This is a genomic window from Alteromonas gracilis, from assembly GCF_043642145.1.
GTDB lineage: Bacteria > Pseudomonadota > Gammaproteobacteria > Enterobacterales > Alteromonadaceae > Alteromonas > Alteromonas gracilis_B.
The window spans coordinates 147,600-174,005 of sequence record NZ_JBHZRZ010000001.1 but is presented as its reverse complement, the minus strand read 5'-3'; the positions used below and the strand labels follow the sequence as shown (position 1 = coordinate 174,005).

The window sequence follows — 26,406 nt, the reverse complement described above, 5'->3', positions numbered from 1 at the left end:
CTTTTTTGTGCGTGTTTGTTAACAAATACGAATTTTTGATTGTAACAAAATTACAACTTATCTTAGCTAAAGCCCTGTAATAGGATGTTTTGTGTTGTTAAATTACAGAAAATGATGAATAACCTTTGTTAATGGTGTGTTGCACAAATTTTATTGAATACGTATGCAGGCAATTGTGCAAACCATGGGTCCTCTATAGCATTATGCGGACGAGATGTATTGTCATTTAATTGTCATAAGAACAACAAAAAGACAACAACTATAACCGTATGGGACACCCGTTTTATGAAACAATTTAAACCCAACCTGATTAAAGCCGCGCTAATTTCTGGTGGCATGGCGTTTGGTAGTGCACCGGCACTAGCACAAGAGGCGAGTACCGATTCTGTAGATGAAGCTAACCTTGAAGTTATTCAAGTAAGCGGTATCCGCGGTAGCCTACAACGCGCTCAAGCAATCAAAATGGACAACACTTCAATTGTTGAAGCATTGTCAGCAGAAGATATTGGTAAGCTACCAGATACCAGTATTGCAGAATCAATCGCTCGTCTTCCAGGTGTAACTGGTGAGCGTCGTAACGGTCGTACAAGTGGTATCTCTGTTCGTGGTTTTAATGAAAACTACGTGGGTACCTCGTTAAACGGTCGTGAATTACTAGGTATGGGTGACAACCGTGGTGTTGAATTTGACCTTTACCCAACGGAAATTATTTCAAACATTCTGGTATACAAAACGCCAGAAGCAGGGATGACCACGCAAAACATTGGTGGTTCAATCGATCTTCAAACTGTAAAGCCGCTAACAGCGCAAAGCACATTCACAGTTAACGGCGTATACGAAAAGAACGCCGAAGATTCACCTAACCCAGACTTTGACAATAATGGTCATCGTATCTCAGTAAACTATGTAGACCAGTTTGCTGACGACACAATTGGTTTGGCACTAACAGTTGCAAGCATGGAATCTCCACGTCAAGAACAACAGTTCCGTGGTTGGGGTTATGCAACAGTAAATACTACGCCTGAAAATACATTTAATGATGACGGTGATCCGCTTTGGAATCCTCGTCGCTTTGATGGTCAAGATACTGTAGCGGTTCCAGACGGTACTGTTGTACTTGGTGGTCATGATTCTTTCCAACGTTCAGCAATGCTAGAGCGTGACTCATTTGCAGCTGTGGTTGAGTGGGCACCTACTGATAAGCTAAATGTTCAGCTAGATGCACTTTACATCGACTTCGTAGAAGATGACGTTCGCCGTGGTCTAGAAGAAGGCCTAGGGGAGTGGGGTACTAGCGCATATACTATTACTGGTGTAGAAAATGGTTTAGTTACAAGCGGCTTCACTGATGGTTTTTACAGTGTTGTTCGTAACGATGCGCGTCGCCAAGAAGCAGACCTAACTACAGTGGGTATTAATGCTGAATATCAAATCAACGATTCTTGGACACTAGAAGTAGATTACTCTACAGGTAAAGTGGAAAAAGAAATCATTGAAGTTGAGAGCTATTCAGGTGTAGGCCGTGCAGGTACTGATGGTCGTCCACTTTCAGCACGCAGCTGGGAAATGACGTCTACTGGCGTAATGTTCTCTGACCACCCAACGCTTGCCGCTGTTGATTTAACCGACCCTGCGTTAATCAGCCTAGCTGGACCACAGGCATGGGGAGCACGCCCTCTTCTTGAATCAGATGCGCAAGATGGCTTTGTTAACCAACCTTCATTCGAAGAAGAGTTAGATACGCTACGCTTCGACGTTAAAGGATATGTAGATTGGGGCGTAGTAACTGGCCTTTCTGCAGGTGTGGTTTACTCTGATCGCTCGAAGTCTAAAGACAATAACGGCGCTTACCTAACATCACCAGAATATCCTGGAGAGGCTGCAATTCCTGATGTTGTAGGTGTAACCAACCTTGATTTTATCGGTATCAACGGCGTACTTGCTTATGATTCTCTAGCTCTATACGAAAGCGGTTATTACACTGAAAGCGATGCGAGCCGCGTTCAGAACGACCGTTTGGGTGATACCTATACCGTTGACGAAGAACTTATCACACTTTATTCCAAGCTAGATTTAGAAATGGAACTGGGTGATATTTGGGTTCGCGGTAACGTTGGTCTTCAAGTTGTTAGTGCAGACCAGCAATCTACAGGTTTCTCAGCAACTTCTGACAGAGATGGCTTCACTATTGCCAACCCTGTATCAGGCGGTGCTGATTATACAGATGTGCTACCAACGCTGAACTTGTCAGCAGAAGTTGCAGAAGGTCAATTTGTACGTCTAGGTTTGAGCAAGGTAATTTCTCGCCCACGTATGGATGACATGCGTCCTAATACTCAGGTAACGTTCTCATTCAACGATAACCAAATTACTAGCCCTGATATTGAGAATGGTCCTTGGGGTGGTAGTGCCGGTAACCCTGAATTGCGTCCGCTTGAAGCGAACCAGTTTGACCTAGCATATGAAAACTACTTTGCTGATACTGGTTATGTAGCTGTGTCTTTCTTCTATAAAGACATTAAGAACTGGCACCGCAGCACATCAATCGTAGCTGATTTCACAGAGTTCTATATTCCTGAGCTTCACCAGGGTTCTGAAGGCCAGACGCCTGTATTGTTCACTGGCCAAGTAAGCAGTGTTCTAGATGGTTTCGAAGGTTTTGTTCGCGGTTACGAGCTACAAGGTTCACTGCCGTTTGACCTTGTTCACGAGTCACTAGAAGGTTTCGGTTTATTTGCTAGTGCAACCTTTATGGACGGTGAAGTAGACGCTGCGCCAGGTCAGGACGAAAGACGTATTCCAGGTCTTTCTGAAGAGTCATACAGCATGACATTCTTCTACGAAAACAAAGGTTTTGAGTTCCGCGTAGCTGCAACTAAACGTGACCAATTCTTAACAGAAGAACGTGGTGTAAGTTTGGCGCTTGTTGATGCTACAAAACAAGGCGGTACGCTTGTTGACGCGCAGATTGGCTATGACTTTAGTGAGTCAGGTATTGAGTACCTAGAAGGTCTTCGCGTTACATTACAGGCACAAAACCTTACAGATGAAGACGACATCCAAGCATCAGCTGCTGATGGACGTCAAATCACTCAGTTCCAAACTTACGGAACCAACTACTTGCTAGGTTTCAACTACAAGTTCTAAGTTCTTAGTGTGTGTGAAGCCACCTGCTGCTTTTTGTTTTAGCTTGTGCTAAAACGATAAGCAAACGGTGGCTTTTTTTTTGTAAAAAAGAAAACCTTAGATTTTTAAAAATAAGTTGCGAGAAGTTTATGCATGATCCTCAAAATACGCCGATAAAGCGTGTTGTAATTGCCGGGGGAGGGACCGCAGGCTGGTTAGCGGCATCTTTGATGAAAAAGGTACTAGGAAAATCGGTAGATATCACTCTGGTTGAGTCTGAATCGATTGGTACCATTGGTGTTGGCGAAGCTACGATCCCTCCTATACGTTTAGTTAATCAAGTATTAGGCATAGATGAAGCGCAGTTTATCCACGATACAAAAGCAACGATAAAGCTCGCTATTCGTTTTGAAAATTGGAAAACCAAAGGGCAAAGTTACTATCACACCTTTGGTGCGCCTGGAAAGAGTATGGCATTCTGCCACTTCCATCACTACTGGGTTAAGGCTCGCCAACAAGGTTTACCCCATGATTTGTGGGAATACGACTTGAATTACCATGCTGCACAAGCTGGGCGGTTCGCACAAATAAATGCCAAGGATCCGGTTGTAGAACTGCCCTTTGCCTATCATTTTGACGCTAGCTTGTACGCTCAATACCTACGCAAACTTAGTGAAAGTATGGGCGTTACACGTAAAGAAGGGAAGATTTCTCGAGTAGAACGCTTTACTGACAGTGGTTTTATAAAAGCATTGCATTTAGAAGGTTCGGAAATAATAGAAGGCGATTTGTTCGTCGATTGCACCGGCTTTAAAGGGTTGTTAATTGAAGATGCACTAGGTGCCGGATACGACGATTGGTCTCATTTACTTCCTTGCGACAGTGCTCTAGCTGTTCCCTCTGAACGACATGAAAAAACAGCGCCATTTACCCGTTCAATCGCTCATGATGCTGGATGGCAGTGGCGTATTCCATTGCAGCATAGAAACGGAAATGGCCATGTATACAGTTCACGTTATATCACTGACGAACAAGCGTGCGACACACTTATGTCGAACTTGGATACAAAGCCCCTCGGCGACCCTAAGCTTATCAAATTTACAACGGGAAGGCGTCGCAAGCAGTGGTACAAAAATGTAGTAGCTGTAGGTTTATCTAGTGGTTTCTTAGAGCCATTAGAGTCTACCAGCATACATTTGATTCAATCAGCTATTGTTCGACTCATTCAGCTGTTTCCGCATAATGGTTTTAGCCCTAGTCTAGAGTCTGAATATAATAAGCAGTCTGAGATAGAGTTCGAACAAATCAGAGATTTCCTTGTATTGCACTACACGGTAAATGAGAGAACGGATAGTGCGTTTTTTAACGACATGCGAAATATAACGTTACCAGATTCGTTGCAACATAAAATAGAGCTCTTCAAACAGTCTGGTAATTTGCTTCGTGAGCAGAACGATCTGTTTCTTGAAAGCTCTTGGCTGCAAGTATTATACGGGCAGGGCATCATTCCTAATGATTATCACGGTTTAGTGAATAGTGTGGCAGACTCACAGTTAGACCAAATGTTAAAAAGTTTGTTAGAGATAAAGAGGGAGCCTATCGCCAAACTTCCTCTGCATGACGACTACATTAATGGTATGGTTGTACGACATAAACGCTCTATGAATTCTTAAAAATCAACGCGATACCTTGAGTTTGGTATTAAGGATGAAACTTTTTTCTTCTTTAATAAGGCAGCAATCACGCTGCCTTTTTTCGTTGTTTTCAAGTTAATGTTAATAAATATCAACAAAAATACCGCCTTATTATAAATATGTTGCATAAGTGTAAATGAATACGTATGCAACCCATTGCTCCCATTTTGTACAACACATTAGTATTTGGTATTGAACCATAAGAGGCACTTTTGGGTGTGGTATTCCTAAAAGTGTTGATAATAAAACAAGGAATGGGACACCAATGAAAACATTCAAACCCAGCACCATCATGGCTGCTTTGATAAGTAGTGGCGTTGCGTTTAGCGCAATTCCATTACACGCACAGGAGCAGTCAAACAACACCATTGATGAAGTTGAAAGGCCACAGGAAGATACACTGGAACGTATCGAAGTTCGTGGTTTTAGTACCAGCTTGATCCAATCACTCAACCAAAAGCGTTTTTCTGACACCGTTTCTGAACAGATATCGGCTGATGACCTTGGCGGGTTACCTGACGTTTCAATGGCCGATGCATTGACGCGTTTGCCTGGTATTTCTGCCGTGAGAACCGGCGGACAGGCGGCAGAGATTAACATTCGTGGTTTATCAGGAGACTTTGTGTTTTCTACCCTAAACGGTAGAGAGCAGGTATCAACAAGTGGTAGTCGTGCCATAGAGTTCGATCAATATCCATCTGAACTAATAAGCGAAGCTGCGGTGTATAAGTCTCCCAAAGCGTCTCTTATAGAGGGTGGCATAGCCGGTACGGTAGAACTCAAAACGGCCTCTCCACTTGCCATTGAAGAGCAGCATAAGTTCAGCGCAAATATGCGTGGAATGTACAATGATCGCGCATCAGAAATTAGTGACGCTAAAGAGTATGGTCATAGACTGAGCTTTTCATATCAAGGTAAGTTCTTAGATGACACACTAGGTGTGTCGTTAGGCTACGCCCGTTTATTTCAGCCAAGTGTATCTACTCAGTTTATAGGTTTAGCCTATAACGGCCAGGTTGATGTAGACGGTCTTGAAGGTGATACCGATGGTCCGACAGATTGCCCAGAATGTGAGCTTATTTCTGAAGGCTTTGAAATGCAGCACAAGGGTGGTGAAGAGACCCGCGACGGTTATGTCGCTGCGTTTGAATGGGCTCCCATAGACACCTTTACACTAAAAGCCGACGCATTTTTATCAAAGTTTGATTCTGAAGCTTTCGCCCGTGGGTTTCGCGTGAAGCTAGGCGGTATTAATGCTGGTGTTACTAATCCTGTTGTTGTAAATAATAGCGTTATTGGTGGAACCTTTTCTCGCTCGGACAGCAGCTTTACGCGCGTTGAACTCGTTAACGACGACAACCAAGATTTTGATAGTGTTACCAATTTAGGTGTGAATGCGAGTTGGGAAATCTCGTCAGACTTCGCAGTGCAGTTTGATGTATCACGTTCGAGTGCTGAAAGTGATTTTCGAAATGGATTGCTGTGGTCGCTAGTAGGCGAAGACGCGACCGTAGCAAACCCTGTGTTTGATGAAAACGTTCAAATATCTTATCTGTTGAATGGGTTGGACCTTCCTGATATCGGCTTCAACCAAACAGACGCGTTTACTGACCTAGACCGCGTTATGGTAAGTAAGTACGGGATATATCCTTTTGAAAACAAAGATGAGTTAGACGCCTATCGCATCGATTTTCAATATTATGTTGATATTCCAATTGTCTCCGGTTTTGAATTTGGCTACCGCTATTCCGATAGAGAATACAATAATGATCGCTCAGTATTTGAATATGGAAACGATAGCGCCTTTTCTGTAAGCGAACCACCGCTTCGCTTAACGCCAGATATGGTAGAACAAGTAGACTGGAGCGGCGATTTTTCTTACTTTCCTAGCTACCTTTCAGTTGATTTAAACAGTGTATTAGACGCATGGTTCCCTGATGGACGCCCACGACCTGTTCAAACCTGGGGGCCTGGGGCCGCCGGTGTTATCAATGGGCCAGGTACAGGACCTGCAACGGCGTGGACACTGCAAGAAAGCGGCGACGTGTTCGAAACGGTAAACTCTGCCTACTTAATGGCTAATATCAACACAGAAATAGGCAGTATTCCCGTGACGGGTAATGTGGGTGTTCGTTATGTTGAAAGTAAACAAAGTTCAACGACGTTACAGCGTGCTACTCGCTTAATTGAAGACTTAGAAACAGGGACATCGGTTGAAGTAAGCGACCCTACAGCAGGTGCGCAAAACATTACCGACGAAGCGGGGCTGATAAATAATTTCTATCGACCTGCACTGATTAGTCACGAATACGAGGATGTCCTTCCTTCGATCAACTTAAACTTTAAGCTTACCGACGACACCCAATTACGTGTAGCAGCTGCGAAAGTTATGGGAAGAGCACCGATCAATCGATTTGCGGCAAATGCATCTACAAACATTGAGCTTGTTACGGCGTTTCAAGACAGAGATTCAGGCGAGATTACTTTGTCTAACCCTACCGCAATGGTAAATGGTAATGCACGCAATAGCCCATATCTAGAACCGTTTTACGCAACCCAGTATGACGTGTCTTGGGAGTATTATTTTTCTGACACTGAAGGGGCGCTGATTGTTGCTGGTTTCTATAAGGACATTGATTCTTTTGTAGAAGATATCGAAATTGAACCTTATGACTTTGAAGCGAATGGCATTGTTATTCCTGAAAATATAAGTGTTCCCGTATTCTTAGCGCCTGAATTCGCAGGTCAGGAAGCTGAGCTTGCACGTGATGAAAATGGCGACCCAATCTTTGTTACCGTACCCACAGAAAACGGTAGCTACAGCACTGCTGTAAACAATGCTGAAGGCGGGTATATACGAGGTCTTGAAATAGCCTATACACAAATCTATAGCATGCTTCCAGGCATGTTGTCTGGTTTGGGCGTCAGTGCCAGTTATTCATTTACAGAAAGTGAAATTCAACGCACTTTGGGTGATGACGTTTATGCTGCAAACTTGCCTGGCCTTTCAGAAAACGTAGCAACATTAACCGTGTTTTGGGAATACGAAGGTTTCGAAACACGTATTTCTAGCCGATACCGTGATGCATTTGTTTCTCAGCAAGTTGCAGTAAACGACCAAGTGGTTAACTTCGATGACGAACTTGTTATCGACTACCAAGCTTCTTACGAGGTTAACGACAATTGGAGCGTGTTGTTTCAAGTCAACAACCTTACTGATGAGCCAACTAAGAGCTATTTCTCATCACAAGAGCAAACCGGCACCATTCAATATTTTGGCACGCAGTATTTCCTAGGGATGACATACGTACTATGAAAATCAGCATCTTAGGAAAACAGAAAAGCAATTCGACAGCCCTTATTGCTGCCAAACCTTGTGAGATATTTCAGGAGAAACCTATGTTTACTAAAAAAAGAGTAGGGCGCGCAGCGTTACTCCTAGTAGGCGCATACACGTTAGCTGGCTGTGGAGGTTCAGGTGTAGAATCTGGCTCTAACGACCTATTGACGTGCGACGTACCAAATGTGCCCAACGAAGCTGGCACAATGTGTGTGCCACCACCTCCCATCCAGTGTGATGCACCCTTGGTACCAAATGAAGCAAATGACGCGTGTGAGGCTGGTGCAGATCCCTCATTACCTGACCCCGTATTTTCACCGTCATCGAATCAAGCCGTGCTGTATTACAACCGTGCAGCGGTTGACGCAGATAACTCTAGTAATGACCCGGCTTACGAGGGTTGGAGACTACATACGTGGAACAATGATGAGTGCGACGCGTATGCTGATGCTGATACGGATTGGGCAAACGGGCGAATTCACAGTGGTATAGACCCTAACTATGGTGCTTATTGGATCCTTGAGCTCAAAGACGGCTATGACGATTGTCATAACTTCATCATACATAAAGGCACTGACGACGCTGGAAAAGAAATGGGCGGCGGAGATTTCCAAGGAAATCTTGTTCAGGATGATGAAACCTTTGTTCGCATAAACTTCACGCTTTCTGGCGAACCAACCATTTTTGAGTTTCCGATCATGTCTTTGGGGCCACAGCCTGTTGACATAGAAGGATTCGGCGCTCACTGGCTAGACGCGAACACTATTTTGTGGGACGTGCCAGAGACAGTCGCCGAAGTAAAACTTCATTATTCTGCGCAAGCTGACATTGAAAGCACGCTGGAAGAGGGCCTTAGCGGTACACAAGTAACGCTAATGAGCACATCTTTAACAGATGAACAGTCAGCTCGCGCTCCACACCTTTCAACTATGCAAGCATGGGAAGGTGACTGGTCAGATGAAGATGCCAAAACAGTACTCACAACCCAAGCTGTAGTAGGTGGTTATGATGCTGAAGGCCTACTTGTTGCTGCAACAGGCATTCAGATTGCAAACGCGATAGATGCCTTGTACACCATGGGAGAGAACGACGCAAATGAAGCACAACTTGGCGGCGTATACTCAGAGACAGGCATTACTGCAGCGCTTTGGGCGCCTACTGCAACCAATGTAAACCTGCTACTTTACAGCGACAATAAGACACTGAATCAGCGTGTTGAAATGGTACGTGATGAAACTTCTGGTGTATGGCGCTATGAAGGAGATATGTCTCTTGACCGTCAATTGTACCGTTATGAAGTGACTGTGTATCATCCTGTTACAGGCAATATTGAAACATTACTTGTAACCGACCCGTATTCAGTATCACTGAGTACCAACGGCCGATTCTCACGCTTTGTAAATCTTGCCGATGAAGATTTGAAACCTGAAGGTTGGGATACACATTCAATCCCCACAGTTGAAAACCTTGAAGATGCGGTTATCTACGAAGGGCATATTCGTGATTTCAGCGTACTAGACATGTCTACATCTGAAGCAAACCGCGGTAAATACTTAGCATTTACTGAAGAGGGCACAGCGCCGGTTGAACACCTTAAAAAATTGGTGAACGCTGGTTTAACGTATTTCCACATATTACCTGCAAATGATATCGCAACCATTGACGAAGACCCTAGCAATACGGTGGATTTGTATGACACTGTAGGTAAGCTTTGTCGATTAAACAGTGACGCAGCTGTTTGTGAAGAAGAAGATGCTAATGCGCTTCTGATTGATGTTTATAATTCTTACGATCCTTTATCTGAAGCTGGGAAGGCACAGCAATTAACCAGTGACTTAAGAAACTTAGACACGTTTAACTGGGGCTACGATCCGCATCATTTTAATGCGCCTGAAGGCAGCTATGCATCAAATGCTGAAGGTGTTGAACGTATCATTGAAATGCGCGCTATGATTCAAGCGCTTCATGAAATGGGCCTACGCGTTGCGTTAGATGTGGTATACAACCATACCAATGCTTCTGGCGTTTTCAGCAAGTCAGTACTGGATAAAGCGGTACCTGGTTATTACCATCGTTATGAAGTTGATACAGGCGCAATTGTTCGTGAAACCTGCTGCGATGATACAGAGCCTCGTAACGTCATGATGGAAAAGTTCATGGAAGACTCACTGCTTGTTTGGGCTGAGCACTACAAGTATGACTCTTTCAGATTCGATATTATGAGCCAAGCGACTAAAGACACTATGGTTCGTCTGCGCGATGCGGTTCAAGCAATTGATGAAGATAACTATTTCTATGGAGAAGGCTGGACCAAAATAGACCGAGGCTACGAACAAGCCAGCCAGCTCAACATGGCAGGTACGGAAATTGGTACGTTCAACGACCGTATTCGTGAAGCTATTCGCCAAGGTGCTATTTTCAGACCAAATGACGATGGCCTACTTAGCGCACAAGACCGCGTGAAATTAGGCATGATTGGGACCTTAAAAGACTACATCTTAGAAACGTCTTCGGGGAGCGCTGGGGCAACGAGTAATTTGGGTGGTTATGCCGAAGACCCAGCTGACATTATCAATTATGTGTCGAAACATGATAATGAAACATTATGGGATCAACTTAACTACGTTTTACCTCAAGACATTAGTTTAGCCGAGCGTGTGCGAGCACAAAATGTAGCAATGGGTATTAATCTTGTTTCACAAGGTATTCCATTTTTACAAATGGGCGGCGATATGTTGCGCTCTAAATCAATGGACAGAAATACCTACGACTCTGGTGACTGGTTTAACTATGTCGATTTCACCTATGAAACTAATAACTGGAACGTGGGTTTACCTCTTGCGTCAGAAAACGAAGCAAGATGGGAAGAGATGGGCAACTTTATTTACAGCCCTGATCGCGCAGCGTCAATGTCAGACATCATGTTTGCATCGGATGTGTTTACAGAGTTACTTAATATCCGTATGACAAGTCCGTTGTTTAGACTAACTACGGCTGAAGACATCATGGATCGTGTGGGCTTCCATAACATTGGTGATCGCCAGCAACGCGGCCTTATTGCAATGAGCATTGATGATGGTGTATCAGACAATACTGAAATTGTTCGACAAGACCTCGATATGATGAACGATGCAGTGATGGTGCTAGTAAATACTGGATATGAAGAGAAGTCGATAACCGTAAATACTGCAACTGGCTTTTCTCTTCACGCAACGCAGATGAATTCAGTAGATGCTGTTGTACGTGGGGCAACGTTTGTTGAAGGGGAAGAGGGTAATGGAACATTTACTGTTCCTGCTCTGACCATTGCGGTATTCGTCAAACCACAAACAGGCGTACAAGGATACGGTTTATCGGCGTTCGCAACTTCAGGTGCACCAGATGTCGTTCCTTATGGTGATACGGTTACGTATCTTCGTGGTGATATGAACGGATGGTCTACTGATGATGCGTTCATGTATCAAGGCGATGGCATTTATACGGTAGCAGTTGACCTTGAGGGTGGTAACACCTATGGATTTAAATTCGCCTCTGAAGACTGGGATACAGTAAACTTTGGCGCAGCGGATGGTGATGATGAAACTGTTGTAGCGGGTGAGGAAAAGGTCCTTGCGCGTACAAACACAAACTTATCATTCACTCCTTCAATAAATGCGACTTATCTCTTCACTATTGATGCAACTGACAGTGAAGCGCCAATATTAACTGTTGAAAATGAAGAACCTTATGTTGGAACGCCGGTTTATCTGCGTGGTGCAATGAATGGATGGGGAACGGATGAGGAATTCGCGTACCAAGGGGGCCGTATTTATACCTTTGCTCGAGACATTGAGCCTGGTTCATACGAATTCAAAGTAGCATCTGAAGATTGGAGTACTGTTAACTTTGGGGCGCTTTCTGCAGATGATGCAGATCGCAATTTGGCGCCAGGCGAAACGCTTGGGCTTGCAGCAACCAATGATAATTTAGTGCTGAACATTGAAACTGCTGATCGCTATGTCTTTGTATTTAACGTGACTGATTTAAATGCGCCCACTATAGGTGTGTTCAAAGAGGCCTTTTGGGGTGACACTCAAGTTTATATTCGCGGAGGTATGAATGGATGGGGAGCCGTAGATATCTTTACTTATCAAGGTGAAGGTGTTTACACCGCTGACATTGAGCTTAGTGCAGGCACTATAGAGTTTAAAGTGGCCTCGGAAGACTGGTCGACGGTGAACTTAGGTAATCCTAATGACGCTGCAACTAACGTAGTGACACCGGGCGAACCCAAAATCTTAGGAAGTAGCAACAATAACCTGATGATTGAAGTTTCTGAATCTGGGCTTTATGAATTTAGGGTTTCAGGACCTGATGGAAATGCGCCTTCGTTGACGGTGACAATGAAGTAGCATAGCCGTTATTATAGAAAAACCGCGACATTTCAGTTCGCGGTTTTTTTTGAGTGGCTTGGAAACTCACAATTTCAATTATCCTTATACTTTGCATTTATTGACTTGAAAGGCCTTGCTTTCTTAATGTTGTATCTATTTTGCAACATTCGGCCTTTGAAACTTGTTATTTTTCCGTGTCGAACTTTCGGTTAAATAAACTTACTTATTTTCAAAAGGTTGTGATGTTTCAAAATGGCAACACTCTAGAAAACTGCTTACGTTTTCAGGTATTAAATACTGAATATGCCCGTGTTGTTAAGCAAACTTGAGTTCGCTCTGAGCAACCAATAAGTAGAAAAACAAAATTGATGAAAGAAGAGAAAAAAGCTCAACATCATTTATCAATTTGTAACTCTATGAAAAACGGTGGTTTTGTACCCCTAAATTAGCCACTATTTGTAAACTTTGCACGTAACGTGCAATATTTTCAAAGAACTGGTCTGCTTTTTGCTGAATCTTTCACTGAGAGAACTACAATAAAGCGAGTGTCATGCAAGAGCTATTGGTTTAGGTAACATTATACTTGAGGCACAGGTTAAGCGGCTACGGTGTTAACTTAAAGTAAATGTATAAATATCTAAGCGTGTATAAAGTATCGATTTGCGCAGCATAAAGCTGCGGATACAAAATTCGAATATGCATGGGCTCAATTAAGTGATGGCTTATTGCTTATCAACACTAATTAATTTGTGATAAATGTTATAAAAAGATGCAAATTTGCGTAATTAGCACTAGATTAATGCGCAGTTAATACACTTTTAACTAAACTTAAGACTTTTTCTGCCTTCACAAGTAGAAGCTATTAAGATTACGTGGCACTATCACGACACAAAAATAAAATAACGCTAATAATAAAGTGCAAATAGCAAATCAGAGAGTTTCAATCGGGTTAATAAATCCCAAAAATCCAGTAAATGTTGCGTCGATTTTACGCGCTGCAGGCTGCTATGGCGTAGCCAGTGTATTTTATACTGGTCAACGTTATCGATTTGCCAAAGACTTTAACGCAGATACAAAGGCGTTTCACAAAGTTATACCAACAATTGGTGTGGAAAAATTGCGAGACGTGGTGCCCGAAGGCGCATCTGTCGTTGCGGTAGAGCTTGTAGAAGGTGCAACACCGCTGCCTTCGTTTGAACATCCAGACAATGCCTTTTATTTATTAGGCCCAGAAGATGGGAGTATTGGTGAAGAGACGTTGTCGTGGTGTGACCATGTTGTTTACGTGCCAACATACTCGTGTATGAATTTAGCTGCTACGGCAAATGTGCTGTTGTACGACCGTTTAGCTAAGTCTGATTATGTGCGTGGAGATGCATTAATTAGACAAAGTAGAGATACAAATAATAAAGCAAAAATTACTTAGAAATTAACTTAAGGCTGGAGTTACGACCAGGAAGTTACCCACAGGCCTAATAATAAATTTATATCAGGGGAGCTTTGCGTTGAATATGAGATCGATGAGCGCGGTTCGAGCGTTTAATGGCGCCGTGTCTAACAAACTAAATCAACTACCTCAAAAATTTTCGAGGGTCATTCCGAATCGTCTCTCACTTGAAGAGAGTATTTCTAGTTTCTTCTTTAGCCGTTACGAGCTTGTGATCGCTAACGAAGAAAGCGAAAAACAAGTGAGTTACAAAACACGTCACAAAGTTTATTGTGAAGAAATGAAATTCGAGCAAAAGAACGCTACAGCACTTGAAAAAGATAAGTTTGATGACAGGTCTATTAATTGTTATATCAAACATCTCCCTACCGGAGAATGTGCAGGTACGATAAGACTCGTACTGCCAACCGAAGCCGGGCTAGCGCTGCCATTAGAGGAAAAGTGTGCAGACGTAATTGGTGATGGTGCACTTTTACCTTCTAGTATGGCACCTCACAGTGTATGCGAAATATCTCGATTAGCTATTCCTAAAGAATTTAGAATGCGTCAATTGCGTTCAAGAATTTTACCCTCTGATAAATTAGAGAAGCTAAAGAAGAAGAAAAATGTTCCTTTCAACATTGAACATTTTCCGTATCTTTCTATTGCACTTTATCTTATGGCAACGAGTGTATGTTTACATTTAAATGTTAAACATGCCTATGTGCTAATGGAGCCGAAACTAGCAAGGCGGATGAAAGCATTTGGAATTAACTTCACTCCAGTAGGTGGTGCCATTGAGTTTAATGGTAAGCGCATGCCGTATAGACTTTCAACTCATGTGTTTTTAGAAGACCTTGCCAAGCCTTTAAAAGGCTTCCAAAGAACGATTAACTCGGAGCTGCAAAGTGCCCTTAAGGCAATTGGTAACCTTTGTGAGCCTCGTGTAAATAACACCATTAGGCCTCTGCGCATTGCTCACGCTGCGTGATGCTAGCACGTGCAATTAATACAATAGCCACCTTTTAAGGTGGCTATTTCATTTTTGAATACGTATGCATGTTTTTTAACAAACGGTTAACGCGTATCCTGTTGGCATAACTTACATTTTACTAATGAATTCAATGCCAAATTTTCATTCTCGATTTTGCCTCAAACCGCTAACTGTTGCTATGCTTGCTATTGGGTTATGTGCGTGCTCAGGGCCTTCATCTGTAAGTAACCAAAACGCTTCTGGTGCAGACTCAAGCCCCACATCGTCTAGTCAAAGCGATTCAGCAGAAATGTCAAATCTCAACAGCACAGAGCAAAGATTAGGTAAGCCGGTGGTTTACCAAGTTTTTACCCGCCTTTTTGGAAATCAGAATACGAAAAACCAACCTTGGGGTACGGTAGAGCAAAATGGTGTTGGCAAATTTAGCGACTTCACGCCCAAAGCGTTACAGGCGATTAAATCATTGGGTACTAGCCACATTTGGTTTACGGGTGTTCCTCATCACGCTGTGATCAACGACTATACCGATTATGGGATTTCAAATGATGATCCTGATGTTGTGAAAGGGCGCGCGGGTTCCCCATACGCAGTTAAAGATTATTACAACGTTAACCCTGATCTTGCCGACAACCCTGCAAAGCGCCTAGAGGAATTTGAAGCGCTTATTGCAAGAACGCATGAAGCAGGAATGAAAGTGATTATTGATATTGTACCTAATCATGTGGCACGTGATTACCAATCACTTTCTGCACCTGAAGGTGTTAACGACTTTGGCGAACTAGATGACACATCGGTTGAATATGCGCGAGATAACAACTTCTACTACGTGGTTGGTGAAGCATTTAAAGTTCCGTCAAGTAATGACTACGAACCGCTTGGTGGAGAAGAACACCCTCTAGCTGACGGTAAATTCGACGAGTTCCCAGCGAAATGGACGGGGAATGGCGCTAGGGCTGCTCAACCTGATATTAACGACTGGTACGAAACGGTAAAAGTAAATTACGGTGTCCGACCAGATGGCACCTACGATTTTCCAACGTTACCAGAGGAGTATAGTAACAAACCTTTTGAAGCTCATGCGGCGTTTTGGGAGGGGAAAGATGTTCCTGACTCGTGGTACAAGTTTAGAGATATTGCACATTATTGGATAGATAAAGGCGTGGATGGATTTCGCTACGATATGGCTGAAATGGTACCCGTTGAGTTTTGGTCATTTTTAAATAGTAGTATTAAAGAGAAAAATCCCAACGCGTTTCTTTTGGCCGAGGTTTATCAACCAGATAAATACCGTGCTTACATCCAAAAAGGAAAGATGGATTATCTGTACGATAAAGTAGGGTTCTACGATACGTTGAAAACCATAATGCAAGGGAAAGGTGAGGTTAGCGATCTTGTTGCTATTCATGATGAGATTAGCGATATCGCTCCTAATATGCTTCATTTCTTAGAAAACCATGACGAGCAGCGTATCGCAAGCCCTGATTTTGCAGGCAGTGCTGAAAAGGGGAAACCTGCGCTAGCCGTGAGTGCGCTTATAAGCGCTTCTCCAACACTACTGTATTTTGGTCAAGATGTGGGTGAAGACGGTAGTGAGGAAACGGGATTTGGCGATCCGACCCGAACTTCAATTTTTGACTATGTAGGCGTACCAGCACATCAACGCTTTATGAATGGCGGTGAATTTGATGGCGGGAAATCTACAGAACAAGAAAAAGCCTTACACACGTTTTATAAAGACGTGATGAATATCGCTGCGTCTCATAGTGCAGTAACAGGAAAGTACACAAGCCTGCACGCTCAAAATCTTAGTGTTGAAGGCTCGGCATATACTGAGAAGCAATTCGCATTTGTACGTGAAAAAGACGGTCACGGCCTGTTAGTAGTTGCTAATTTTAGTGATAACTCGACAGGCTCGATTGCATTAACGGTACCCGCAGATGTAGTGAAAAGTGACGCTGAGTCTCTGACTTTAAATCCTTTGCTATCGCACGAAAGCCTAACGCTTGAAAAAGGTCTCAATGGCTATAAAGCAACTTTGTCGCTTGAAGCGTTAGAAACCAAAGTCTTTTCTTATTAAGAAGGCACCGTAGAATTAACTCGAAACACCATGGTTTTTTACATGGTGTTTCGTGAATACGTATGCAGAGCGTTGGTCTGTTTCAGTGTGCGAGGTAGTATCTCATCAGTATCCTGCACTTAACGTATTTTTAACATGGGGTTGATGTGTCTAAACTTGAAAGCGTAAACAAAGCCACTAATCATTCTAGCGCAGGAATTCGAAAGCGCGCACTCCCAGTTCTTCTTAGCATTGCGGTTACATTGCCCGCTTTTTCCACCTATTCAGCTAATAACAATGACATTGATGTTTATCCACCGAACTGGTGGGCGGGCATGCAAAATAAAGACGTTGAGTTGATGATTCATGGTGAAGGCGTAGCGGATGATATTGTCTCTATCGTCAAAGGCGACGCTAAACTGCAGCAAATCAAGTCACTTGATAGTGAAAATTATCTTTTCATTACGCTAGATACATCTGAAGCAGCAGCACAAAATTTGGTGTTGCGGCTTAGTGATAATGACGGAACCTCACGAGAGATAAATTTTTCGCTACTTGAGCGAGAGAAAGGTTCAGCATTGCGTGAAGGGTTTGGCCCACGTGATGCAATTTATTTAATTGCACCTGACAGGTTTGCTAATGGTAGCCCCGAAAATGACAATGTAGAAGGCTACGCAGAATTAGCAGACCGTGACTTTAAAGGTGGGCGTCACGGTGGAGATATTCAGGGTATTGTCGAACACCTTGATTACATTAAAGACATGGGGTTCACACAAATTTGGACCATGCCCATGCTTGAAAATGCCATGGAGAAGTATAGCTACCATGGTTATTCCATGACCGATTACTATAAAATGGATCCTCGTTTTGGCTCTAACAACGAATTTATTGAACTAAGTTCAAAGGCGAAGGAGCATGGCATTGGCATCATCATGGATATGGTGCTTAACCATATCGGAAGTAATCACGTATGGATGAAAGATGCTCCTTCGAAAGATTGGATTAACAATAATGGCGAGTTTGTAGGAACAACGCATAAACGTGAGTCATTGCACGACCCTCACGCCATAGATAGTGATATTACAGGTTTTAGCGACGGTTGGTTTGTTCCAACTATGCCAGATTTAAACCAGCGCAATCCGCATTTGGCAAACTACCTCATTCAAAACGCGATTTGGTGGGTTGAAACTGCTGGGCTTAGCGGCATTCGTGTAGACACCTATTCGTATTCTGATAAAGCATTTTTAAGTCAATGGACAAACCGCTTAATGCGCGAATATCCAAACTTTAATATTGTTGGCGAAGAATGGTCGGTGAACCCTGCGATTACAGCTTACTGGCAGGCAACAAGCCATCGTCACGATGATTATGATAGCGCGTTACCTTCTGTAATGGATTTTCCGTTACAAGCATCAGTTGTTAAAGCACTAAGTTTTGATGAAAGCTGGAACTCTGGTTTTATAAGTGTTTATGACACACTGGCTACTGACTTTCTGTATGGCGCGCCAAACAACTTGGTTATATTCCCAGATAACCATGATATGAGCAGAATATTTACCGCATTAGACCATGACATTGAAAAATGGAACATGGCGATGACGCTATTTCTTACCACAAGAGGCATACCACAGGTTTTTTATGGTACTGAAATTTTGATGGGGAATGAGGGGAGTGACGACCACGGTATCATACGTTCTGATTTTCCAGGTGGTTGGCCATCAGATAACGACAAGAACGGGTTTACTGGAAAAGGGCTTACTTCTGAAGAAAGCTGGGCACAATCCCGTGTTAAAGCGCTTCTTGCATTACGCCAATCTCACCCGTGGTTATTTGAAGGCGAATTGAAGCACTATGCGCCCAAAGATGGTGTTTATACCTATTTTCGAGTGGCGAGTACTGACGAAGAAAACAAGCGCCGCGAAGCAAAGAAACAAAACGCGCAGTCTGAAAAAATTATGGTTATCTTAAATAAAAAATCGGTGGAATTGCCGCTAAGTTCATACGCAGAAATGCTAAGTTCACACGACACACTAAAGAGGGTGAGCGATGGAAAGATATTTAACACTTCAGATACGTTAAACTTACCAGCCATGTCTGCCAGTGTCTTCATTGTGCAATAACATTATTAATTACAGTAAAACAATAAATAGAGCAAAATATGCAAGCAACTCAACCACGCCTGTCTTTCTGGCAAATATGGAACGTCAGTTTTGGCTTTCTCGGTGTTCAATTTGGTTTTGCACTGCAAAACGCAAACGTAAGCCGAATACTGTCTGACCTAGGCGCAGACCTACATTCATTATCGCTATTTTGGCTTGTCGCACCAATAATGGGGCTAATCGTACAGCCTATTGTCGGTTCAGCATCCGATAGAACTTGGAACCGTTTGGGCCGACGCCGACCATTTATCCTAGCCGGTGCCATTGCCGCTGTGCTTGGTATGATTCTTCTACCAAACGCACCGATATTTGTAGCATTTTTAGCGCCAATGCTAATGGGGGCGTTGATGGTTGCCCTTATGGACGCTTCGTTTAACGTTTGCTTCCAACCTTTCCGTTCATTGGTTTCTGACATGGTGCCGCCATCTCAGCGCAATGTCGGGTATTCTATCCAATCACTACTTATTAATATTGGTGCGGTAATTGGCTCAATTCTACCGTTTGTACTGACCAACGTTATAGGCTTAGAAAATACTGCGCAAATGGGCGAGGTTGCACCCTCTGTGGTTTGGGCATTTTATATCGGTGCAACTGTGCTTTTAGGCACGGTAATTTGGACCGTCATTCGTACAAAAGAATACGCACCCGAAGAGTATAATCGTTATAAAGGGTTAACTAATGAGAGCCCTCTTGACAAAAAAGCGCCAAAAGCGCCGCTTAAACAGCGCTTAGGAGAGTTTTTCACGCTAGTGAAGGATATGCCAAAAACTATGAAGCAGTTGGCTGTAGTTCAGTTCTTCTCATGGTTTGCTTTGTTTATTATGTGGGTGTATACAACACCAGCTATTACACAACACATTTGGAATGTTGATAAACAGTGGTTTGACCCAGCATACATTGCCGCAGCGCCAATGGTTCCAGAAACAATCATCATGGCAAAAGGCGCGGCTGGCGATTGGGTAGGTATTTTGTTCGCTGCATACTCGGTGTTTGCTGCAATCTTCTCTATTTTCTTAGCCAAGCTAGCTGACAAATTTGGCCGTAAAACGGTATATGCAAGTTCTTTGGCTTTAGGTGGACTCAGCTACGTAAGCTTCTTACTGTTCCAAGACCTAACAATGGTAAACGTAAACTTACTTATCACCGAAGTTACAGTTCCGCTAGGCGCAGTTAAACTGCTTATTCCAATGATAGGCGTTGGTATTGCTTGGGCCGCAATACTTGCTATGCCTTATGCCATGCTTGCTGGCGCACTTCCGGCAAACAAGACTGGCGTTTACATGGGCATATTTAACTTTACCGTAGCTGCGCCGCAAATTGTGTCAGGCTTAACTGCCGGCTGGATCTTAAGTAGCGTGTTTGATAACGATGCAAAATACATCATTGTTGTTGCAGGTGTATCAATGCTTATTGGTGCAGTGTCAGTATTTTTTGTAAAAGAAACCGATAAATTAGAGCTTGAAGCGGCAGAAGGAGCTTAATATGTTATTTAATCGAACTACGATTGCACTTACTGTAGCCACAGTCTTATGCTCAGCGTGTTCAAGTACCGCAGACTCTAATGCAAGCAACCGAGCTCAAGTAACGGGAAATAGCAGTATAGTGGGTACTCAAACACCGTTTGCCAGTGAATCTGTTTACTTTGTTGTTACCGATCGCTTTGTAGATGGCGATGCGTCTAATAACCACGTGGACCAAGGTGGTGAGCACCCAACGTGGCAACTTCCGCTTGAAGGCCCAGAGGGTAAAAAAGCCTACGTCGGTTACATGGGGGGAGATTTAAAAGGTATTTTAGATAACGCCGAGTACATTAAGGATATGGGATTTACCGCTGTTTGGATGACTCCGGTTCACGATAACCCCGACTATGCCTTTAATGGTGATGAACCCATTACTTACGGTGGCGCATTTAAAGATGGTGGTAAAACGGGTTATCACGGGTACTGGGCTACAAATTTTTATAAAGCGGATGAGCACCTTATTAGCGAAGATTTAAGCGTTAGCGACTACACCGCGAAAATGCGTGAACACGGCCTAAAATCGGTGTTTGATATAGTAGCTAACCATGGAACACCCAGCTTTACAATGGAAAAAGATTTACCGGGATACGGTGAGCTTTACGATAAAGAAGGGAATCTTGTTGCCGATCATCAAAATTTGGCACCTGAAGAATTAGACCCGGAAAATAACCCACTTCACGCGTTTTTTCATAACTACCCAGATTTGGTAAAGCTGTCGAACCTTGACGATGAAAACCCTGCGGTACGTGATTACCTTATCAATAGCTACTTGCATTGGATTTCACAAGGTGCAGATGCATTCAGAATCGACACTATTAGGCATGTACCTCATTCGTTTTGGCGCGAAGCATCTGATCGAATTCGCGCACAAAACCCAGACTTCTTTATGTTTGGCGAAGCCTTTGATTACGAGGCTAATAATATCGCTCAACATACGTTGGAAAAAAATGGTGGTGTGAGCGTTTTAGATTTTCCAATGCAAAAAGCGATGGTCAGTGTATTCGAAAAGCCGCTTGAGAGCGACTTTGCAGATTTAGAGAAGGTACTTCACCTTACTCATGGGCCTTATAAAAACCCCTATGAACTGACAACGTTTTACGACAATCATGATATGGCACGTATAAACGCAACCGATAACGGCTTTATTAATGCGCACAACTGGTTGTTTACTGTAAGAGGAATCCCAGTTGTGTATATGGGGTCTGAAATTGGGTATATGCGCGGCACGGCTGAACATGCGGGCAACCGAAATTACGTGGGCCAAGAGCGTCTTAATAAAGCAAAAACGCATCCCATACAGCAAGCCTTAACGAAAATTGCGAATGTACGTAAAAATACAGTGGCACTGCAGCGCGGTGTTCAGGTTAACCTTGAACTAGAAGGGCATAGCGCGGCTTTTTATCGTGTAGTGGACACCAATGATGCGCAACAAACTGCGTTAGTTTTACTGAACAAAGGTGAAAGTGCGCAGTCTTTTGAAGTTAACGAGTTTATGCAGTCTGGTCAGTGGGTTGAGCAGTTGTCTGGTCAAACCGTAAATATCGCAAACGACGGGGCGTTAACTGCAACCGTAGCACCGAATGGTGTACAAGTTTGGGTTCGCGAAGGAAAAGTGAGTAATTCTGCTTTACGCGCTCAAATTGAATATCAGCTTGCTCGTCAATAAAAGCGATGTTGTAAGGGTAGGTAGCGTTAAAATAAATTGAACAGAACGCCTCCAGTTAAAACGACGATTAAATTAAAAAGCCCCGAAGCTTAGCTTACGGGGCTTTTTAATATTTGAAATGCTGACGAAAGCGAATTCTTAAGACTTCAGGTTATTCACTACCGCAAGACTGACGAATAATCACATCAGCTGGCATTAGGTAGTCTTGAACTTCTTCATTATTGATGGCTTTCAACAACGTATTAACTAACAGTTCACCAGCCAGTTTAGTGTTTTGCTGAACCGTGGTAAGTGAAGGGGTGGTGTAGGCAGACACAGCAATGTTGTCATAGCCAACAACTGCGACATCATCGGGTACATTCACTTTGGCCTGTCTTAACGCACGTAAAACCCCCATGGCAATAAGGTCGGATGCACACACAATCGCTTGCGGTAGCTCGCCACTTTGAAGCAGTGATTTAACCGCTTCAGAGCCCGCGTCTTCAGTTGAATTGGCGTTGCGCTGCACGCTTGATTTATCAAGCCCATGAGATTGAAGGGTTTCGAAGTATCCGTTGAAACGCGCTTTAAACTCTGGTGCGTGGTCTCCATTGTCACCAATAAACGCAAATGAAGATTTCCCAAGACTGATCAGATGTTCAGTAATGCTTTGACCGCCCTGGTAATTGTCGCAACCAATGCTTACACCGGGATGAGCTTCATCTGGCGCTCCCCATCGAACAAAATGTGTGCCTTGAGATTCTAGCTGGGCTACTTTGTTCTGATAGTCAGTGTAGTCACCATAACCTAACAATATAATTCCATCGGCCTTGTTCGAGTCTTCGTATTCAGCATGCCAATCATCATCTAAGTTTTGAAATGAAACTAACAGATCATAATTCGCGTGCGCGCAGGCGCGAGTAATACTACCAAGCATCGCAAGGAAAAACGGATTAATCATCGAGTCATCAGACGTTGGGTCTTCAAACAAGAGTAGGGCAATTGTGCTGCTCTTTTGTTTTCTCAAATTACTGGCGTTCTTATCGACTTTGTAATTGAGTTCCCTGGCAATACGCTGAACGCGGTCACGGGTTTCCTGATTAACAAGCGGACTATTATTTAAAGCCCTTGATACCGTTGATTGTGAAACCCCTGCCAAATGGGCAATATCAAAAGAGGTTGCTTTTTCTTTCATAAACACCATGTTTTGCTGCTACGACAATGTTGTCGCGACTTTAGATTACCATAATTTTCAATTAACGCGTGTATTTTGCGTGCGCTTAATGGGGCTAGCCTCTTAAAGTTATACAATTGTTAGCACAGCGCTGGTTGTTTATTACAAATGTTTATTGTCAAAAGAAGACTAAATAGTTGGATCGTCGCTAATTCAACCACTTGTTAGGCTTCTTTGAATAAAACATGGTTGAACCAATTGTGACAGTGTTATACTCAATGCGATTTTTGAAATATTACGTGCATAAGGGGAACATGCGAATGGCCGAGACTGAGCACCGTCCGACCAATTTTATCCGTCAAATTATAGATAAAGACCTATCTAGTGGTCTGCATGACGCTATCAAAACTCGGTTCCCACCAGAGCCGAACGGTTTTCTTCACATAGGCCATGCTAAGTCTATTTGTTTGAATTTTGGGATTGCACAAGACTACACAGGTACGTGCAACCTGCGTTTTGACGACACGAATCCAGCAAAAGAAGACATTACTTACGTTAACTCTATTAAAGAAGACGTGCAGTGGCTTGGTTTTACTTGGGACGGAGAAGCGCGCTATTCATCAAACTACTTTGACCAATTACACGCTTATGCTGTTGAACTTATTGAAAAAGGGTTAGCATACGTCGACTTTTCTGCGCAGGAAGTGATGCGTGAAATGCGCGGTACGTTGAAAGAGCCTGGTCAAAATAGCCCTTATCGCGATACGGATGTTGAAACAAACCTTCGCGAGTTTGCCAAGATGACGGCAGGCGATTACAAAGAAGGCGAATGCAGCTTACGCGCAAAGATAGACATGACGTCACCTTTCATGTGCATGCGCGACCCGGTTATCTACCGAGTGAAGCACGCTCATCACCATCAAACAGGTGATAAGTGGTGTGTCTATCCAATGTACGATTTTACCCACTGCATTTCAGATGCGATTGAGGGAATTACGCACTCGCTGTGTACATTAGAGTTTCAAGACAACCGTCGTCTATATGACTGGGTTATTGAGAATATTTCTATTGAATGCACACCGCGTCAGTACGAGTTTTCTCGCTTAAACCTGGAATATACTGTATTGAGCAAACGTCGCTTAATTCAATTGGTTGAAGAGAACCATGTAAGCGGTTGGGATGACCCGCGTATGCCTACTATTGCAGGCCTACGCCGCCGCGGCTACACACCTGGCTCAATCGTTGAATTTTGTAAGCGTATTGGCGTAACCAAAATGGACAACATGGTTGAAATGTCTATGTTGGAAGCCTGCATTCGCGACGACCTTAACGCCAATGCTCCGCGTGCAATGGCCGTGTTAGACCCCATAAAACTCGTTATTGAAAACTATGATGAAGGCAAGACTGAAACCTTAGTTGCTCCTAATCATCCTAACGATGAAAGCATGGGTACGCGTAACATCGGCTTTAGTCGAGAAGTGTACATTGAAGCCGAAGATTTCCGCGAGTCAGCGAATAAGAAATTCAAGCGTTTGGTGTTAGATAAAGAAGTACGTCTTCGAAACGCCTATGTGGTTAAAGCAAATCGCGTAGAAAAAGATGAGGCTGGCAACGTCACCACGGTTTACTGTACGTACGATCCTGAAACGTTGGGTAAAGACCCGGCCGATGGACGTAAAGTGAAAGGTGTTATTCATTGGGTTGACGCAGCGACAGCGCAAGCTGCAGAGTTTAGGCTTTACGACCGCTTGTTTAACGTGCCGAATCCTGCAGCTGAAGAAAACTTCACTGACGCAATTAATCCGGAATCGCTAGAAACTAAGCAAGGCTGGGTAGAAGCTGGTCTGGTTAATAATGTTCCGGAAGTCGGTGCATGGCAGTTCGAGCGCACTGGCTATTTCTGTGTAGATAACGACAGTTCAGAAAGCAAACCAGTATTTAATCGTACTGTTGGGCTAAGAGATACGTGGGCCAAAATAGGCGAGTAACCTATCTTTAAAGAGTCCAAATGTGAAAAAACCGCTTAAGGGAACTTAAGCGGTTTTTTTATTTGTGTATCAGAATTGTATTGGCAAATTCAAATAGTTATTTTTTTGGCTGGCAGTCTAGCGACTGACCGTTCACATCGATACTGTCATTACCCATTAAATACAGATACATAGGCATGATGTCAGCCGGTGTTTTTAGCGTTTCTGGGTTTTCTGCAGGAAATGCTTGTGCACGCATATGTGTACGAGTGCCGCCTGGATTGATGCAGTTAAAGCGCAATGACTTGTTTTGGTATTCGTCGGCAAGCGTTTGCATAACGCCTTCCGTTGCAAACTTAGATACCGCATAGGTTCCCCAAAAAGCTCGACCTTTTCTGCCGACGCTAGACGTTGTAAAAACAATAGAAGCGTTTTCGGCCTTTTCTAGGGCAGGGATGAGCGCTTGCGTCATAAAGACCATACCGTTTAGGTTTGTTTGCATGACATCTTGCCATTCTTGCGCATCAATGTCTTTAAATGCGCTTAAATGCCCTAGAATGCTAGCATTGTGCAGAACACCGTCTAGTCGACCAAATTGATCAATAATGGTTTGGGTCATTTGCTGATAATGAGAGGGCGTTGCGCCTTTAATATCTAACGGAACAATTGCTGGCTCTTGGCCACCAGCAGCAACAATTTCATCGTATACGGTTTCTAGTTTCGACACCGTTCTACCAAGCAAAATGCATATAGCACCGTGAGCAGCATACGTTTTTGCGGCCTGTGCACCAATGCCATCGCCGGCACCGGTGATTAAAATAACTTTGTCTCGCAACAAATCCGCTGGTGCGTTGTAATCGTTCATTGTATTCCTTTAAAAGGTTTATTTAATCGCGATAATAAGGACCAAATGCCCTTAGGCTAATTATGAC

Annotated in this window: 13 protein-coding genes; 11 read left to right on the top strand and 2 right to left on the bottom strand. The window is 43.4% G+C overall.

Annotated elements, in window-relative coordinates; genetic code table 11:
• Positions 1–285 precede the first annotated feature (285 nt).
• The 10 genes from ACHUFN_RS00710 (at position 286) to ACHUFN_RS00665 (ending at position 22,354) form a co-directional block, all read left to right on the top strand.
• The gene (locus tag ACHUFN_RS00710) at positions 286–3,147 is read left to right on the top strand and encodes a TonB-dependent receptor (protein WP_394220344.1); all 2,862 of its coding nucleotides are present in this window, start codon (positions 286–288) and stop codon (positions 3,145–3,147) included.
• A gap of 128 nt (positions 3,148–3,275) precedes the next feature.
• On the top strand, positions 3,276–4,799 hold the full coding sequence (locus ACHUFN_RS00705; protein WP_394220343.1) for a tryptophan halogenase family protein: 1,524 nt from the start codon (positions 3,276–3,278) through the stop codon (positions 4,797–4,799).
• A gap of 286 nt (positions 4,800–5,085) precedes the next feature.
• Complete coding sequence (locus ACHUFN_RS00700; protein ID WP_394220341.1) at positions 5,086–8,136, top strand: TonB-dependent receptor; 3,051 nt, start codon at positions 5,086–5,088, stop codon at positions 8,134–8,136.
• 83 nt (positions 8,137–8,219) lie between these two features.
• Positions 8,220–12,551 (top strand): alpha-1,6-glucosidase domain-containing protein, encoded by a 4,332-nt coding sequence (locus tag ACHUFN_RS00695; protein WP_394220340.1) that lies wholly within the window; start codon positions 8,220–8,222, stop codon positions 12,549–12,551.
• A gap of 898 nt (positions 12,552–13,449) precedes the next feature.
• Complete coding sequence (locus ACHUFN_RS00690) at positions 13,450–13,959, top strand: RNA methyltransferase (RefSeq protein ID WP_394220339.1); 510 nt, start codon at positions 13,450–13,452, stop codon at positions 13,957–13,959.
• A gap of 85 nt (positions 13,960–14,044) precedes the next feature.
• A complete protein-coding gene (locus ACHUFN_RS00685) occupies positions 14,045–14,950 on the top strand; it encodes a PEP-CTERM/exosortase system-associated acyltransferase (protein WP_394220338.1) in 906 nt (301 codons plus the stop codon).
• Between the two features lie 124 nt (positions 14,951–15,074).
• A complete protein-coding gene (locus ACHUFN_RS00680; RefSeq protein WP_394220337.1) occupies positions 15,075–17,030 on the top strand; it encodes an alpha-amylase family glycosyl hydrolase in 1,956 nt (651 codons plus the stop codon).
• 146 nt (positions 17,031–17,176) lie between these two features.
• Complete coding sequence (locus ACHUFN_RS00675; RefSeq protein ID WP_394220336.1) at positions 17,177–19,129, top strand: glycoside hydrolase family 13 protein; 1,953 nt, start codon at positions 17,177–17,179, stop codon at positions 19,127–19,129.
• A 38-nt stretch (positions 19,130–19,167) separates the two neighbouring features.
• Entirely contained in the window at positions 19,168–20,649 is a 1,482-nt protein-coding gene (locus ACHUFN_RS00670; protein WP_394220335.1) for an MFS transporter, read from the top strand.
• Between the two features lies 1 nt (position 20,650).
• Positions 20,651–22,354 (top strand): alpha-amylase family glycosyl hydrolase, encoded by a 1,704-nt coding sequence (locus ACHUFN_RS00665; RefSeq protein WP_394220334.1) that lies wholly within the window; start codon positions 20,651–20,653, stop codon positions 22,352–22,354.
• Positions 22,355–22,505: 151 nt separating this feature from the next.
• Here the strand turns inward: ACHUFN_RS00665 and ACHUFN_RS00660 are convergent, their stop codons facing one another.
• On the bottom strand, positions 22,506–23,528 hold the full coding sequence (locus ACHUFN_RS00660; protein WP_394221022.1) for a LacI family DNA-binding transcriptional regulator: 1,023 nt from the start codon (positions 23,526–23,528) through the stop codon (positions 22,506–22,508).
• A gap of 299 nt (positions 23,529–23,827) precedes the next feature.
• Between ACHUFN_RS00660 and glnS the strand changes: the two genes are divergently transcribed.
• Positions 23,828–25,495, top strand: coding sequence for a glutamine--tRNA ligase (gene glnS, locus ACHUFN_RS00655; protein ID WP_394220333.1), 1,668 nt, complete (start codon positions 23,828–23,830; stop codon positions 25,493–25,495).
• A 97-nt stretch (positions 25,496–25,592) separates the two neighbouring features.
• Here the strand turns inward: glnS and ACHUFN_RS00650 are convergent, their stop codons facing one another.
• Positions 25,593–26,339: a YciK family oxidoreductase gene (locus tag ACHUFN_RS00650; RefSeq protein WP_394220332.1), complete on the bottom strand. Its 747-nt coding sequence runs from the start codon at positions 26,337–26,339 to the stop codon at positions 25,593–25,595.
• Between the last annotated feature and the right edge of the window lie 67 nt (positions 26,340–26,406).

Bases quoted from the DNA above. Each gene is read 5' to 3' on its own strand.
- ACHUFN_RS00710 (WP_394220344.1), top strand. From the start codon at position 286: ATGAAACAATTTAAACCCAACCTGATTAAAGCCGCGCTAATTTCTGGT.
- ACHUFN_RS00705 (WP_394220343.1), top strand. From the start codon at position 3,276: ATGCATGATCCTCAAAATACGCCGATAAAGCGTGTTGTAATTGCCGGG.
- ACHUFN_RS00700 (WP_394220341.1), top strand. From the start codon at position 5,086: ATGAAAACATTCAAACCCAGCACCATCATGGCTGCTTTGATAAGTAGT.
- ACHUFN_RS00695 (WP_394220340.1), top strand. From the start codon at position 8,220: ATGTTTACTAAAAAAAGAGTAGGGCGCGCAGCGTTACTCCTAGTAGGC.
- ACHUFN_RS00685 (WP_394220338.1), top strand. From the start codon at position 14,045: ATGAGATCGATGAGCGCGGTTCGAGCGTTTAATGGCGCCGTGTCTAAC.
- ACHUFN_RS00680 (WP_394220337.1), top strand. From the start codon at position 15,075: ATGAATTCAATGCCAAATTTTCATTCTCGATTTTGCCTCAAACCGCTA.
- ACHUFN_RS00670 (WP_394220335.1), top strand. From the start codon at position 19,168: ATGCAAGCAACTCAACCACGCCTGTCTTTCTGGCAAATATGGAACGTC.
- ACHUFN_RS00665 (WP_394220334.1), top strand. From the start codon at position 20,651: ATGTTATTTAATCGAACTACGATTGCACTTACTGTAGCCACAGTCTTA.
- ACHUFN_RS00660 (WP_394221022.1), bottom strand. From the start codon at position 23,528: ATGAAAGAAAAAGCAACCTCTTTTGATATTGCCCATTTGGCAGGGGTT.
- glnS (WP_394220333.1), top strand. From the start codon at position 23,828: ATGGCCGAGACTGAGCACCGTCCGACCAATTTTATCCGTCAAATTATA.
- ACHUFN_RS00650 (WP_394220332.1), bottom strand. From the start codon at position 26,339: ATGAACGATTACAACGCACCAGCGGATTTGTTGCGAGACAAAGTTATT.